Origin of the sequence: Myxococcus llanfairpwllgwyngyllgogerychwyrndrobwllllantysiliogogogochensis (genome assembly GCF_006636215.1) — a bacterium.
Lineage (GTDB): Bacteria > Myxococcota > Myxococcia > Myxococcales > Myxococcaceae > Myxococcus > Myxococcus llanfairpwllgwyngyllgogerychwyrndrobwllllantysiliogogogochensis.
In genome coordinates, this window is sequence record NZ_VIFM01000083.1 from 1 (window position 1) to 14,335 (window position 14,335).

Here is a 14,335-nt window from a genome sequence, read left to right on the forward strand (position 1 = left end):
CCCGCTCCCCAGTCGCCCCACCCGCGTCAGCTCCTGACGGAAGTAGCGCGTGAAGAGCGTCTCCAGCGCGGGCTCCGACGTGTCGTTGCCGAAGATGGGCGCGCACACGGTGTTGACGCCCGCGGGCAGGCCCGAGCCGCGCGGCGTCAGGCGATAGCCACACCCTGAAAACAACGCCGAGCAACCCGTCAGCAACACGGCCAGGTGGAGACGCCGTGAGGCACTCCTGAAGGGAAGCGACATGGCCGGCACCCTACCCGCCCGAAGCACTCCGTCAAGCGCGAGGGCCCTCGGGCGGCTCCGATGAGGGCGCGGTGAGCACGGCCCCTCTCGCATCCCTCACCACGACGCCTCGGGCCTTCACCGCGCCCGCCAGCGTGCTCCAGGCACCCAGCAGTCGCGCATCCCGCTCAGAGCCCCGCCGCGCCAGCCCCAGGGGCCAGCGCAGCCGCCCTCCAGTGGACGTCTCCAGCACCAGCGCGTGCACCCGACACACCGCCGCCAGCAGGCCGCCCAGCGCCGCCAGGCCGAACATCACGAGCTTCAGCGGGAGCCCCACGGCCACGAACCCCAACACCGCGAAGCCACACAGCACCAGGGCCTCGAAGAAGGGACGCGACTCCAGCGTCAACGTCCGGAGCTGGATGAGCTCCACGATGAGCGGGGGTACAGCGTCGGCCGCGCGGTAGGTGATGCGCCCGCCCTCTCCGACGAGGGAGCGCCCTCCACCCAGGTCCGCCGAAAGGAAGGGCCCGAGCGGTGATGGCACGGGCGCCTCCGGGAGCGGGGCGCCGCAGGAGATGCACCGCGCGCCGCCCGCCGGTTGGGGCTGGCCGCACGCGGTGCACATGACGAGGACCTCGGCGGGCACCCAGGGTCCCCGCTCAACCGACGACGAAGTTCACCAGCCGCTTGGGCACGAAGACGAACTTGCGCAGCGTCTTGCCGGTGATGGCGGATTGCACCCGCTCATCCGCCTCGGCCGCCGCGCGCACGTCCGCCTCTCCCGCGTCCGCCGCCACGCGAATCTCCGCGCGCAGCTTGCCGTTCACCTGCACGGCGTAGGGGATGACGTCGTCCACCACCAGCGCCGGGTCGAAGTCGGGCCACGGCTGCGCGACGGTGAACTCCTTGCTCCCGTAGGCCTCCGCGATTTCGTCCGCGATGTGCGGCGCGAAGGGCGTGAGCACCACCGCGAGCAGGCGCACCGCCTCCGCCATGGCCGCCTTCTCCGCGGGCGTCTCCGGCGTCCCGGTCGCGGACAGCGCGTTGAGGCCCTCCATGATGCCGGCGATGGCGGTGTTGAAGGACAGCCGCTCGATGGCCTCCCCCACCCGCTTCAGGCACTTGTGCGCCACGCGGCGGATCTCCAGCGCCTTGCCCTCGAAGGGCCCGTCATGCGTGGCACCCGCCACGGAGGCGTGGTGGGTGGAGGCCAGCACCCAGACGCGCTTGAGGAAGCGGAACACGCCGTCCACCTGCTCGTCGGCCCAGTCGAAGTCGCGCTCCGGCGGGCCGGCGAACATGACGTACGCGCGCGCGGTGTCCGCGCCGTACTCTTGGACGATGGCAGCCGGCGCGACGACGTTGCCCCAGCGCTTGGACATCTTCCGTCCATCCGGGCCGTTGACGATGCCCTGCGTAATCAAGCGCTTGACGGGCTCGTCCACCGGGCTCAAGTCCAGCAGCTTCATCACCCGGGTCCAGAACCGGAAGTAGAGCAGGTGCATGACCGCGTGCTCTGGCCCGCCCACGTAGATGTCCACGGGCAGGAAGCGCTGGGCCTGCTTCGGGTCGAACGGCGCGGCGTCGTAGTGCGGCGACAGGTAGCGGGCGAAGTACCAGCAGGAGTCGACGAAGGTGTCCATCGTCTCCGCCTCGCGCCGAGCGGGGCCACCGCACTTCGGGCACGTGGTGTTCACCCACGAGGCGACCTTCGCCAGCGGGGGCTCGCCCTTGCCGGTGAGCACCTCCTGGACGTCGATTTCCGGCAGCTTCACCGGGAGCTGCTCCACGGGCACGGGGATGCCGTGGCGCTCCGGGTCGCACTTCTCGCAGTAGACGATGGGGATGGGCGTGCCCCAGTAGCGCTGGCGGCTGAAGCCCCAGTCCTTCTGGCGGTACGTCACCGTGGCGCGGCCCTGGCCGTCCTTCTCCAGCTTCGCGGCCATCGCCGTGCGCGCCGCCTCGGACGTCATCCCGGTGTAGTCACCCGAGTCCACCAGCACGCCGTAGTCGGTAAAGGCCGCCTCCAGCGCCTCGCCCGCCGGGAGCTTGTCGCCCGTGGCCGGCTGGATGACGACCTTCACCGGCAACGCGTACTTGCGCGCGAAGGCGAAGTCGCGCTCGTCGTGCGCGGGCACGCTCATCACCGCGCCCGTGCCGTAGTCGCTCAACACGAAGTTGGCGATCCAGATGGGCACCTGCTGGCCCGTGAAGGGATTGACGGCATGGGCGCCCGTGAAGATGCCCTCCTTCTCCGTGTCCTCTCCCGTCCGCTCCGTCTTGGACTGGGCCGCCATGCGCTTGACGAAGGCGTCCACGTCCGCGCGGCGCTCGGGCGTCGTCACCTGAGCCACCAGCTTGTGGTCCGGCGCGAGCACCACGTAGGTGCAGCCGTGGATGGTGTCGATGCGCGTGGTGAAGACGCGCAGGGAGGCGTCATGGCCCTGGATGCGGAAGTCCGCCTCCGCGCCATCCGAGCGGCCAATCCAGTTGCGCTGCATCGAGGTGATGCGGTCCGGCCACTCCTTGAGCGTGTCCAGCGCGTCCAACAGGTCCTGCGAGAACCGGGTGATTCGGAACGCCCACTCGGGCATCTCCCGGTCCACCACGGGCGACGAGCAGCGCTCGCACACGCCGTCCTTCACCTGCTCGTTGGCGATGACGGTGTGGCAGCCGGTACACCAGTTCACCTTGCTGAAGCGGCGATAGACGAGCCCGCGCTCCAGCATCTTGATGAAGAACCACTGGTTCCAGCGGTAGTACTCGGGCTGGCTGGTGTTGACCTCGCGCTCCCAGTCGTAGCTGTAGCCGAGGCTCTTCATCTCGTGCTTGAACGAGACGATGTTCTCCGCGGTGCGGATGGCCGGGTGCACGCCGTCCTTGATGGCCGCGTTCTCCGCCGGCAGACCGAACGCGTCCCAGCCCATGGGATGAAGCACGTCGAAGCCGCGCATCAGGAAGTAGCGCGCGTACACATCCCCGATGAGGTAGTTGCGCACATGGCCCATGTGCATCTTGCCACTGGGGTACGGCAGCATCTCGAGCACGTATTTCTTCGGTGCGCCCGGGCGCTTGCCTGCCCGGAAGATGCCGGCCTCGTCCCAGCGGGCCTGCCACTTGCCTTCAATCGACTGCGGCTCGTAACGCTCGTTCATCGCCATATCCGCTGCGCCTCTTATGGGAGGGCCGGCCCTGGGGGCAACAAGTCTCGCCGGGCCCTCGTGCTCGCCGACACTCGGCGGGGACGGAGCCCTCCCCTCAGGCCGACGAGGCCGGATTTCTCCGGCTGACCTGAGTAAACCCGCGACCGAGGCCACTTCTGTCGCCGTCCGAGCCCCCGTCCGCCCGCCCCGCGCCTCCACGCGACGCGCTCGCCGCGCGCGCCGGGGGCCCGCGACCCCTCGCGCCAACGCGAGCCGCCACGGGCCGACGTGCGGGCTCTTCCGCGGGCCAGGCACCACCCATCCCGACGGGTTGGCCTCGGGGAGATCCACGATGTCTCCAGCCAGGTAGGGACGTGCTCTCCCCCTGGCGTAAGGCAGATCGCGCCCCGCGTCACCCCCGACTCGATACGAGATCGGAATATTTCCGCTTGGATGGATTTGGCCAACATTCTTGAAAAACAAGGCTCGCCATTGACTGGTTCAGTTCAGACGGTGACGATTCGCGCCCACGGCACCTGCTGGGGGGGCCGTCCCTACCGTTGCGAGGAAAGATCCGAATGACGCTTAAGAGAGCGTTGATTCCGGGGTGCGTGATCGCACTCTTCTCGTTGGAAACAATGGCGCAGGAAGCGAGCCCGCCTGCTCCGGAACCGCAGGCGCCCGCTGCTCAGGCTCCCGCGGTACCGGCGCCCGCGGCTCCGGCCACCACCGCTCCAACGGCTCCCGCGCCGGCCGCCGCGCCCGCTCTGGGTCGCACCGTGAAGGGTCGCGTCGCGGACCGTCTGACGAACGAGGGCCTGCCCCTGGTTCGCGTCATCATCAAGGGCACCACGCAGGGTGTGGAGACGGAGCTGGACGGCACCTTCTCGCTGCCCAACGTCCCGGCGGGCTCGGTGACGCTGCTCTTCTCCAGCCAGGACTACGGCGAGCGGGAAGTGCGCGTCGGCGCCGCGCAGAGCGACGTGACGGTGGCGCTCGACAACATCTTCTCCGAGGAGATGGTCGTCGTGGGTCGAGCCTCCGAGCTCGCCCGTAAGCACCTGGCCAACTCGGTCGCCTCCGTCAGCGCCGAGGAGATGAACCGCGCCCCCGCGCAGACCATCGACCAGGCCCTCCAGGGCAAGGTGGCCGGCGCCAACATCCAGCAGAACTCCGGCGCCCCGGGCGGCGGCATCCAGATGCGCCTGCGCGGCGTGTCCACCATCAACGGCTCCACGGCGCCGCTCTACGTCATCGACGGCGTGCTCGTCAGCGACGTGGCCATCGCCTCCGGCGTCTACGTGGTGACGGACTCCGTGGGCGGCTCCAACCCGAACCCCACGCAGGACAACCAGGTCAACCGCATCGCGGACATCAACCCCAACGACATCGAGAGCATCGAGGTCCTCAAGGGAGCGTCCGCCGCCGCCATCTACGGCTCCAAGGCCGCCAACGGCGTCATCATCATCAACACCAAGCGCGGTCGCGCCGGTGAGCCGAAGTTCGAAATCACCCAGCGCGTGGGCATGTACACGCTGGCCAACAAGCTCGGCACCCGCCGCTTCGAGACCGTCGAAGAGGCCGTCGAGCAGTTCGGCGCGAACGCGGCCCAGTACTACACGGGCAAGACGTACGACCACGAGGCCAAGCTCGCGGGCCGCAGGGATCTGTCCACGGAGACGCTCGCCAGCGTGAGCGGCGCGTCGGGCAACACGAAGTACTTCGCCTCCGCGATGCTCCGCAGCGACGAGGGCATCATCGCCAACACGGGCTACGACAAGCAGTCGTTCCGCCTGAACCTGGGTCAGTCGCTGGGCGATGCGGTGGACATCAACGTCGCCACCAACCTCATCCACACGTTGGGCCGGCGCGGCCTCACCAACAACGACAACCAGACCATCACCAACTACATGGTGCTGCCGAACGTGCCCGAGTTCCTCAACATGGAACCGAACGCGCAAGGCGTGTACCCCGTCAACCCGTTCCTGGCCAACGGCGCCAACCCGCTGCAGACGTCCGCGCTGGTGAAGAACGACGAGGACGTGTGGCGCTTCATCGGGTCCGGTGATGCCACCATCCACCTGTGGAAGAACGACGAGAACCACCTGCGCGTGCTCGCCAACGCGGGTGTGGACCGCTTCCAGCAGGAGAACCGGCTGCTGTTCCCGCCAGAGCTCAACTTCGAGCCGGTGGACGACACCTTCCCGGGCACGTCGCTGTTCGGCACCAGCCAGGTGCGCAACCTGAACGGTGGCCTCAACCTGGTGCACTCGTACAAGCCCGCCTCGAAGTTCCTCACCGCCACGACGTCCGGCGGTGTGCAGTTCGAGGAGCGCCGCATCGACTCCACGTACGTCGTCTCCGAGAACCTCAACGCCGGTCAGCCCGGCGTGGACAACGGCACCGTGATTGGCGTGCGCGACACCTCGACGCACATCCGGGACCGCGGCTACTACGTGCAGGAGGAAATCGTCACGTTGGACGACCGGCTCACCCTGGTCGGCGCCATCCGTGGTGAGCAGAGCAGCGCCAACGGCAATCCGAACAAGCTGTTCTTCTACCCGAAGCTGGCGTCCGCCTACCGCATCCCCCTGGCCGTCCCGGTCATCAACGAGCTCAAGGTCCGCGCGGCCTACGGCGAGACGGGCAACCAGCCGCTGTACGGCATGAAGTTCAGCGGCATGAGCGCGCTGGGCAACGTGCAGGGCACCCCGGGCCTCGTCGGCACGGGCGTCGCCGGTGACCCGAACATCCGTCCGGAGCGCCAGCGCGAAATCGAGGCCGGTGTCGACGCGCTGATGTTCGGCGGCGACGTCATGGTGGAGCTGTCGGTGTACCAGCGCGCCATCAGCGACATGCTGCTGCAGCGCGCCCTGCCCAGCTCCACGGGCTTCACCACCCAGTTCGTCAACGGCGGCTCGCTGCGCAACCGCGGCATCGAGGCCATGCTCCAGGTGACGCCGGTGCGCGGGGCGCTCGAGTGGACGAGCTCCGCGACGTTCGCCCTCAACCGCAGCAAGGTGACGAGCCTGCCGGCGGGGCCGTTCCAGGCGGGTGGCTTCGGCAACTCCCTGGGCGCGTTCTTCATCGAGGAGGGCTCGTCCGCCACGCAGATTGTCGGCAACGTCGGCCGCGACGAGAACAACGTCCCCATCGTGAAGAAGATTGGCGACACCGAGCCGACCTTCACGCTCGGCTGGGCCAACACCCTGCGCTACTCGGACCTCACCCTGTCCTTCCTGTGGCACTGGCAGCAGGGCAGCGACGTCATCAACCTGACGCGCTTCCTGTATGACGGCGCCGGCACGTCCGTGGACTACGAGACGGCGGGTCGTCAGCGCCTGCAGGACCGCCGCAACAACGCGGGCATCTACGTGGAGGATGCGTCCTTCGTGAAGCTGCGCGAAGTGACGCTCAGCTACAACCTGCCCAAGAGCTGGGTGTCCGCGATTCCGAAGCTGCAGAACGCGCGACTCAGCCTGAGCGGCCGCAACTTGCTGATGTTCACCAGCTACTCGGGTCTGGACCCCGAGGTGAGCAACTTCGGCAACCAGGCCATCGCTCGCAACATCGACGTCGCTCCCTTCCCCCCCAGCCGCAGCTTCTGGACGTCGCTCGACGTCGGGTTCTAAGGCCATGAATATCTACCAGACGAAGAAGACCGTGTTGGCGCTCTGCGCCGTACTGGGCCTGGGCGGCTGCGGCAGCCTGGACATCGGTGACCTGAACAACCCCAGCCTGGACGAGTTCAAGAACAACCCCACCAGCTCCGCCGTCAACAGCGCGTCCACGGGCCTGCTGCTCGGACACCGCGCGGGCGTGGCGATTCAGAACGGCTACGTCGCGCAGCTGGGCACCATCGGCCGCGAGGCGTACGTCTTCGACCCCGCGGATCCTCGCACGGTGGAGGAGATTCTCGGGCCGACGCTGGACCCGGGCGCTGGCGCCTTCGGCGGCAACTTCTGGGCGGCCCCGTACTCCAACATCCGCAACGCCAACACGGTGCTGGCGGCGCTGGACAAGGTCGCGGCCTTCTCGGACGAGCAGAAGGAGGGCATCCGGGGCTTCACGAAGACCATCCAGGCGCTCGACTTCCTGGTGGTCATCAACACCCACGACACCAACGGCGCGCCCATCGACGTGGACCTGCCGCTGGGTCAGCTGGCGCCCATCGTCGGCAAGGACGCGGTGTTCACCCGCATCGCGACGCTGCTCGACGAGGCGGCGGCGCACCTGGACAACGCGGGTGGCTCGTTCTCGTTCCGGTTGAGCACCGGGTTCGCGGGCTTCGACACGCCGGAGACGTTCCGGAAGTTCAACCGCGCCATCAAGGCACGCGTGTCCGTGTACATGGGCCGCAACGAGGACGCGCTGACGGCGCTGAGCCAGTCGTTCATCGACGCCACCGCGCCCGCTGAAGACGGCGCGAAGGCGGCGGCGCTCGCGTCGCTCAACGTGGGCGTCTACCACGTGTTCCGGGCGGCCTCGGGCGACGTGGACAACAACCTCCTGAGCCTCACCATCGTCGCCCACCCCTCCATCGAGACCGATGCGCCGCGCCAGGCGAACGACGCGCTGGATGACCGGGTCACTCGCAAGACGGCCAAGCTGGACGAGCCGGCGAGCGCCGCGGGTGGCCGGCTGACGGCGGACCGGGGCTTCACGCTGTACCCGTCGGCGGAGTCGCCGGTGCCCATCATCCGCAACGAGGAGCTCATCCTCCTTCGCGCGGAGGCCAACATCGGCCTGGGCCAGATTGGCCCGGCGGCGGATGACCTCAACTACATCCGCACCCGCTCCGGCCGGCTCTCGCCTCGCGCGGACATCACCGCCGCGAACGCCCTGGACGAGCTGCTGGTGCAGAAGCGCTACTCGCTCCTGTTCGAGGGCGGGCACCGGTGGATCGACATGCGTCGTTACAACCGGCTGAACGATCTGCCCCGCAACCTGGACGCCAGCTACGGGCCGCACGAGCGCTACCCCATCCCCGTCGCCGAAATCAACGCGCGACCGTAGGCCGCCGCACCGGGCCTCCAGGGTTGATTCCTGGAGGCCCTCGTCATTCCCGCTCCAGGCGCGCGGCACTGCGCTCGCCTGGAGTCGTGGTCAGCGCCGATGGATCAACGGGCCTTCGGCAACCCGGCGCGCTCCGCCACGAGCGCCCCCAGCGCGGACCAGTCGAGGTCTCCGTGCCCCTGGGCCACGCCACCGAGGTACTGGTCCCTCACGAGACTGGCCAGGGGCATGGGCACCTCCGCCGTGCGCGCCGCCTCCAGCACCAGCCCCACGTCCTTGAGCCCCAGCCGCATGGCGAAGCCCGCAGGCGAGTACTTCTCCTCGGCGATGGCCTGCGCATACCGCTCGAAGATGGGCGAGCGCGCGAAGACGGCCTGGAACAGCTCCAGGAACTGCTTCGGTTCGATGCCTGACTTGCGCGTGAAGGCGAACGCCTCCGCGAGCGACTCCAGCATCGACGCGATGAGGAAGTTGCCGGAGAGCTTCACCACGTTGGCCATGGAGGCCTGCTCCCCCAGCACCGTGAGGCCCCGCCCCAGCGCCTCCAGGAGCGGCCGGCAGCGCTCCACATCCGCCTTCGTGCCCGCGGCCACGACCCAGAGCTGCTTCGACTCCGCGGCCTCGGGACGGCCGAACACCGGCGCGGCCACGTAGCCCTGGTCCGCGCTCGCGTGCGCGTCCGTGAGGCGCTGGGAGAGCGCCACGGAGATGGTGCTCGAGGAGACATGCACGGCGCCCTTCGAAAGCCCCGTGATGATGCCCTGTGGGCCCAGCGCCACGGCTTCCGCCGCGCTGTCGTCCGCGAGCATGCTGAAGACGACCTCCGCGCCCTTTGCGGCCTCCGCGGGCGACGCCACCACGCGGGCGCCCTGCTTCACCAGGGGCTCGCCGCGCGCCGGAGTGCGGTTCCACACCGCCACCTCGTGCCCCGCGGAGAGCAGACTCTTCGCCATGGGCAGCCCCATATTGCCCAGTCCCACGAAACCCAGCTTCATGTCGCGCTCCCGTCCCTTCGGTCCGAGCCACCCTGCGCTCCGCTTCCGGACGCCGCAAGCACCCTGTCAGCGCGCGTCCAGGAGCAAACGCCCGGGCCTACTCCGGGCGGTCCTCGGAGACATCCAGGTGTTCGAAAGCGCGGCCTAGCGTGAGCACGCCCAGGCCCACCTCCGCCGCCAGCACGGCCGACGCGGCCGCCGCCCCCAAAGGCAGCGCCCACACCTCCAGCGAGGACCACAAGGGGAAGCCCACCACCGCGCCCGCCAGCGCCGCCGGCAACAAGCCCACCAGCGACACCACCAGCGAGCCCACCAACGTCAGCAGGCGCTGCCCGAGCGCCTCGATGCCCCGCGCGCTCCCCGTCCTGTCCGCGGGCACCCACGCCGGAAACAGCACCACCGCCGCGTTCTGGACGAAGAGCCCGGCCAGCGACACCGTGGGCAGCAGCACCGCGAGCGCCACCCCACCCGGCCACCACCAGGTCGCAAGCCACGGGTCCTCGGCGCCCGGGCCACACAGCAGTCCCACCGTCAGGAGCCCGAGCTGGAGCGCGCCCACCACCAGCGCCGATGCCGCCAGCTCCGCCCCCACCACCTGCCACCCCGCCAGCGGCAGCGCGCGCAGCAGGTCCAGCTTCGGCAGGTCCATGCGCAGGTCCATGCGGAAGACGCTCGGCCCCACCACCGCCATCATCGCCGCGAGCGACACGCCCAGCGGCCCCAGCACCCGGCGCGTGTCCGTGAAGAAGCGCGACTCGCCCATCATCGCGACGATGGCGCACCCCAGCAGCAGCGAGGCCAGCACCGACACCACGCCCCCCGTCATCCGCCTCCGGGTGATGAGGTTCTTCCAGATGAGCGCCACCTCCGGACGCCCTCGCGCCGACAGCCGGAAGGGTGCCTTGCGCGAGGCGAGCGCTCCGCCCCGAGCGCTCCCTCCCGAGGCCCGCTGGGCCCGCTCGCGCGTGCGCGTCTCGGCCTGCGTCACCGCGGACTCCTCGAAGGGGACCTCCGCCAGCCGCACCCAGACGTAGTGCGCCAGCGCGAGCACCAGCACCGGGGGGAGCGCGCTCAGGAAGTCGCTCGCGTCCCGCGCCAACGCGGGCGCCACCAGCAGCCGCGCGGGCCACAGCACCGCGCTCAACCCTGGCGACTCCACCAGCGACTGCACCCAGTTGCGCAGCACCCCGGGTGTCCCCACCGTCCTGGGGAACGGGTGTGCCTCCAGCGAGGAGTACACCGCCAGGCCCACCGCCGCGAGCACGCACCCCAGCGCCACCCAGCGCGCCACCAGTCCCCGAGTGCCCCACTCCCCCCAGCGCGTGCGCATGAAGGACGCGGCCGTGGAGTGCAGATACAGCGTCCCCAGGGACAAGAACGCGCCCAGGAAGAAGAAGCCCGGAGCCGGGCTCACCAACCGGCCGACGAACAGCGAGGCGAACAACGCGCCGGCCGCCGCACCCATCAATCCGCGAGCCAGCTTGTAGTGCAGCAGCGAGCGCCGGGTGACGGGCGCGGGGAACAGCTGCACCACCTCCGACTCCGTGAAGGTCAGCGAGGGACGGTCCGGCCCCAGTGCCCACGCGGAGAACACGGTGACGAGCGCGGAGACGACCAGTGACAGCTCCGCGAACAGCCGCACCCCGGGAGGCACGTTGCTCAACGTCCCACCGAACTCCAGCCGTCGCAGGAAGATGGAGTAGACGTAGCCCAGTCCCACCAGGGCCCCGACGAGGTAGCGCGGCCTGCGCAATCGCTGGAGCTGGAGCCGCAGGCGGTTGCGCGAGGAGGCCAGCCACAGGAACACGACGGCGCTCGAGAAGCTCACGGCGGGGGCTTCTCCGTCTCCGCCGCGCTGGTGATGCGCACGAAGAGGTCCTCCAGCGACGCGCTCTCACCCTCGGGTCCACTCAGCCTCGCGCGAATCGCCTCCAGGCTGCCCAGCGCCATGGCCCGCCCTCCGGCAATCACCAGGAGCCGGTGGCACAGCTCCTCCACCAGCGGCAGCAGGTGCGAGGACAACACCAGCGCCGCGCCCTCCTCCGCGCGCCGCCGCAAGGACGCCTTCATCCGGCGGATGCCAATCGGGTCCAACCCCGTGAGGGGCTCATCCAGGAGGATGAGCTTGGGCGAGTGCAGGAAGCCGCAGGCGATGGACAGCTTCTGCTTCATGCCGCGCGACAGCTCGCCCGGCAGCGCCTTCTCCTTGCCCGTCAGCTCCATCTCCTCCAAGAGCGCCTTGCCCCGCTCCTCCCAGTCCTCCACGCCGTAGAGGCGCGCGGTGAAGTTCAGGTGCTCCCACACCGTGAGGTAGTCGAAGAAGCGCGGCTCGTCCGGCAGGAAGGCCAGTTCACGCTTGGCGTCCACCGCGTCCTTCGCCAAATCGTAGCCCGCCACCACCACCCGGCCCGACGTGGGAGGAAGAATGCCCGCGAGGCATCGAAGCGTGGACGTCTTGCCCGCGCCGTTGGGGCCCACCAGCCCGAGCACCTCGCCGGGTGCGACCGCGAAGGTGAGGCCCTGCACGGCGTTCACCGCGCCGTAGCGCTTCTCCAGGCCCGCCACCCGCAGGACGAAGTCCATTCGCTCGCTCGCCCTCAGTCCAGCTTCAGCAAGTCCCGGACGGTGTCCATCACCACCTTGGCCTGCACGGGCTTCACCAGGTACGCGCTCGCGCCCAGGGACAGGGCCCGCTCGCGGTCCGCCGCCGCGCCTTCCGTCGTGATGACGACGATGGGCACATGGCGATGGTCCGTCGCCTGACGGATGTGGTGGATGAGCTTGAGGCCATCCATCAACGGCATGTTGATGTCCGTGAGCACCAGGTCGAAGCGTCCCTGGGTCAACTTCTTCAGTCCCTCGGCGCCGTCCTGCGCCTCGGTGCAGACCATCCCGCTGATGCGTTGCAACGCGTACATGATGCTGCGTCGCATGGCCTGCGAGTCGTCCACCACCAGTGCTCGAATCTGCTGCGTCATGACCCGCCCAGACTAACACCCGGGCCTCTTCCACCGCCCGCTGTTCCGCGTCCCCTCATCGCCGCCGCCGGGCGATGGCCGCCAGCGCGGGTCCGATTTCCCCCAGTCGCAGCACCCGCTTCACCGCCCCCGAGGCGATGGCCTCGCCTGGCATGCCGAAGACGACCGCCGTCTCCTCCGACTCGGCCCACACCTCTCCGCCCACGCGCTGCACCTCGCGCGCCCCCACCGCCCCATCCGCGCCCATGCCCGTCAGCACCACCGCCAGCGCGCGGTTGCCCAACACCTGCGCCACGCTGGTGAAGAGCCGGTCCACGCTCGGCGCGTATTTGTCCAGGTGCGTGAGCGGCGGCGTCTGCAGCTCCAGCCGAGTGCCGCGCTCCACCACCACGAGGTGCCGCCCGCCCGGAGCGATGTACACGTGCCCCGGCTGCACCACGTCGCCCTCATTCGCCTCCGTCACCGTGAAGGGGCCAATGCGGTCCAACCGGTCCGCGAAGGCCCGGGTGAATTGCGCGGGCATGTGCTGACTCACCAGCACGCATGGCGTGGGCTCCGCGGCCAGGCCCTCCAGCACACGCTGCACCGCGGGAGGTCCTCCCGTCGAGGCGCCGATGGCCACCACCAGCGGAAGCTCGCCCGCCACCGCGAGCGCCCGAGCCCCGGGCGAGGCGTGACGCTGCCCCGGCCGCACATGCAGCGCCGCTCGCACCTTCTCCAGCAGCTCCTGGCGAAGGACTTCCAACTCCGCCGGTGTGCCCTTGGCGGGCTTGGCGATGAAGTCGAACGCGCCAAGCTCCAGCGCCTTGAAGACGTCCGAGCGGTGCGCATAGCTGGAGATGACGATGACCGGCGTGGGCGCCGTGCGCATCAGCAGTCGGAGGAACGTGTAGCCGCCCAGCTTCGGCATCTCCAGGTCCAACGTCACCACGTCGGGCTTCAGCTCCAGGACCTTCTTCAGCCCCTCCTCACCATCGGCCGCGCGGTCCAACACCCTCACGTCCGGCGCGGACTCCAGCAGCGTGGTCAGCGTGTGCCGGTTGTGCGCGGAGTCGTCGATGACGAGCACGGAGACGCCCTTCTGCCCGCTCATCGCGCCTCGCCCCCCGTCAGCCCTGGCAGCTCCGGCCGCCGGTACACCAGGTCTCCTCGCAGGTGGACCAGCTCGAAGTCGGCGCCCAGGTTGAGCAGATTCTCCGAGTGCCCCAGCAGCAGATAGCCTCCCGGCACCAGCCGGTCTCTCAGGATGCGCAGTACCCGCCTGCGCGCGGACTGGTCGAAGTAGATCATCACGTTGCGGCAGAAGACCGCGTCCATCTTCATCACCAGCTGACTGCCCGCCTCGTCCAGCAGGTTGTGGTGACCGAAGGACACCATCGCCCGGACGTCGTCGCGCACCCGCACCTTCGCGTTGCCCGCCGGAACGAAGAAGCGCTCGAGCAGGTCCGCCGACGTGGCGCGCAGCGCGGACGGCCCATACTCCGCGCGCCGCGCCATCGACAGCACGCGCCGGGAGATGTCGCTGCCGTACACCTCCACGTCCCAGTCCTCGAAGCGGCGCTCGTCCTTGAGGAGCATCGCCAGCGTGTACGCCTCCTCGCCGGACGAGCACCCCGCGGACCACAGCCGCAGCCGACGCGTGCGCCCGTTGCGCTTCTCCAACAGCGGCAACAGCTCCTCGCGGAACGCCTTGAGCTGCGAGGGCTCGCGGAAGAAGTACGTCTCGTGCGTGGTGAGCGACTCGACCGCGGCCTCCAGCTCCGCGTGCCGGTTCGCGTCGTAGCGAAGGTAGCGGTGATACGCGCTGAAATCCGGCACGCCCAGCGCCTCCAGCCGAGGCCACAGCCGCCGCTCCATGACGAACTTCATGTCCTCATGCACCAGGATGCCGCAGTGCGAGTACACGTGGTCCCTCAGGAGCCGGAACTCCTCCGCCGTCATCTCCGGCCGGCTGTCGTCGAAGCGCGCCACCCCGTGT

At 69.4% G+C, this 14,335-nt stretch carries 10 protein-coding genes and 1 pseudogene; 2 read left to right on the forward strand and 9 right to left on the reverse strand.

The window, feature by feature from the left end; all coding sequences use genetic code 11:
* The 3 genes and pseudogenes from FJV41_RS21175 to leuS form a co-directional block, all read right to left on the reverse strand.
* Positions 1-243 (reverse strand): annotated as a pseudogene (locus FJV41_RS21175) (hypothetical protein); the annotation flags it as partial.
* Between the two features lie 31 nt (positions 244-274).
* Positions 275-769, reverse strand: a complete 495-nt coding sequence (locus FJV41_RS21180; RefSeq protein ID WP_246137322.1) for a hypothetical protein — start codon at positions 767-769, stop codon at positions 275-277.
* A 115-nt stretch (positions 770-884) separates the two neighbouring features.
* The gene (gene leuS / locus FJV41_RS21185) at positions 885-3,386 is read right to left on the reverse strand and encodes a leucine--tRNA ligase (RefSeq protein ID WP_141644337.1); all 2,502 of its coding nucleotides are present in this window, start codon (positions 3,384-3,386) and stop codon (positions 885-887) included.
* Positions 3,387-4,147: 761 nt separating this feature from the next.
* Between leuS and FJV41_RS21190 the strand changes: the two genes are divergently transcribed.
* Positions 4,148-7,000 (forward strand): SusC/RagA family TonB-linked outer membrane protein, encoded by a 2,853-nt coding sequence (locus tag FJV41_RS21190; protein WP_246137323.1) that lies wholly within the window; start codon positions 4,148-4,150, stop codon positions 6,998-7,000.
* 4 nt (positions 7,001-7,004) lie between these two features.
* Positions 7,005-8,384 carry a RagB/SusD family nutrient uptake outer membrane protein gene (locus FJV41_RS21195; RefSeq protein ID WP_141644339.1) on the forward strand — a complete coding sequence of 460 codons (1,380 nt, stop codon included), beginning with the start codon at positions 7,005-7,007 and terminating at the stop codon, positions 8,382-8,384.
* Between the two features lie 104 nt (positions 8,385-8,488).
* Here FJV41_RS21195 and FJV41_RS21200 read toward each other — a convergent pair whose 3' ends face one another.
* The 6 genes from FJV41_RS21200 to FJV41_RS21225 all read right to left on the reverse strand — a co-directional run bounded on the left by FJV41_RS21200 (position 8,489) and on the right by FJV41_RS21225 (position 14,328).
* Entirely contained in the window at positions 8,489-9,379 is an 891-nt protein-coding gene (locus FJV41_RS21200) for an NAD(P)-dependent oxidoreductase (RefSeq protein WP_141644340.1), read from the reverse strand.
* A 97-nt stretch (positions 9,380-9,476) separates the two neighbouring features.
* A complete protein-coding gene (locus FJV41_RS21205; RefSeq protein ID WP_141644341.1) occupies positions 9,477-11,207 on the reverse strand; it encodes a putative ABC exporter domain-containing protein in 1,731 nt (576 codons plus the stop codon).
* A complete protein-coding gene (locus tag FJV41_RS21210; protein ID WP_141644342.1) occupies positions 11,204-11,962 on the reverse strand; it encodes an ABC transporter ATP-binding protein in 759 nt (252 codons plus the stop codon). The genes FJV41_RS21205 and FJV41_RS21210 overlap by 4 nt, the downstream gene beginning before the upstream one ends.
* 14 nt (positions 11,963-11,976) lie before the next feature.
* The gene (locus FJV41_RS21215; protein ID WP_141644343.1) at positions 11,977-12,357 is read right to left on the reverse strand and encodes a response regulator; all 381 of its coding nucleotides are present in this window, start codon (positions 12,355-12,357) and stop codon (positions 11,977-11,979) included.
* A gap of 55 nt (positions 12,358-12,412) precedes the next feature.
* On the reverse strand, positions 12,413-13,450 hold the full coding sequence (gene cheB / locus FJV41_RS21220; protein ID WP_141644344.1) for a chemotaxis-specific protein-glutamate methyltransferase CheB: 1,038 nt from the start codon (positions 13,448-13,450) through the stop codon (positions 12,413-12,415).
* A complete protein-coding gene (locus FJV41_RS21225; protein WP_246137324.1) occupies positions 13,447-14,328 on the reverse strand; it encodes a CheR family methyltransferase in 882 nt (293 codons plus the stop codon). The genes cheB and FJV41_RS21225 overlap by 4 nt, the downstream gene beginning before the upstream one ends.
* Positions 14,329-14,335: the final 7 nt, after the last annotated feature.

Excerpts from the sequence above, each read along its gene's own strand:
- leuS (WP_141644337.1), bottom strand. The coding sequence starts at position 3,386 with ATGGCGATGAACGAGCGTTACGAGCCGCAGTCGATTGAAGGCAAGTGG.
- FJV41_RS21195 (WP_141644339.1), top strand. The coding sequence starts at position 7,005 with ATGAATATCTACCAGACGAAGAAGACCGTGTTGGCGCTCTGCGCCGTA.
- FJV41_RS21200 (WP_141644340.1), bottom strand. The coding sequence starts at position 9,379 with ATGAAGCTGGGTTTCGTGGGACTGGGCAATATGGGGCTGCCCATGGCG.
- FJV41_RS21210 (WP_141644342.1), bottom strand. The coding sequence starts at position 11,962 with ATGGACTTCGTCCTGCGGGTGGCGGGCCTGGAGAAGCGCTACGGCGCG.
- FJV41_RS21215 (WP_141644343.1), bottom strand. The coding sequence starts at position 12,357 with ATGACGCAGCAGATTCGAGCACTGGTGGTGGACGACTCGCAGGCCATG.
- cheB (WP_141644344.1), bottom strand. The coding sequence starts at position 13,450 with ATGAGCGGGCAGAAGGGCGTCTCCGTGCTCGTCATCGACGACTCCGCG.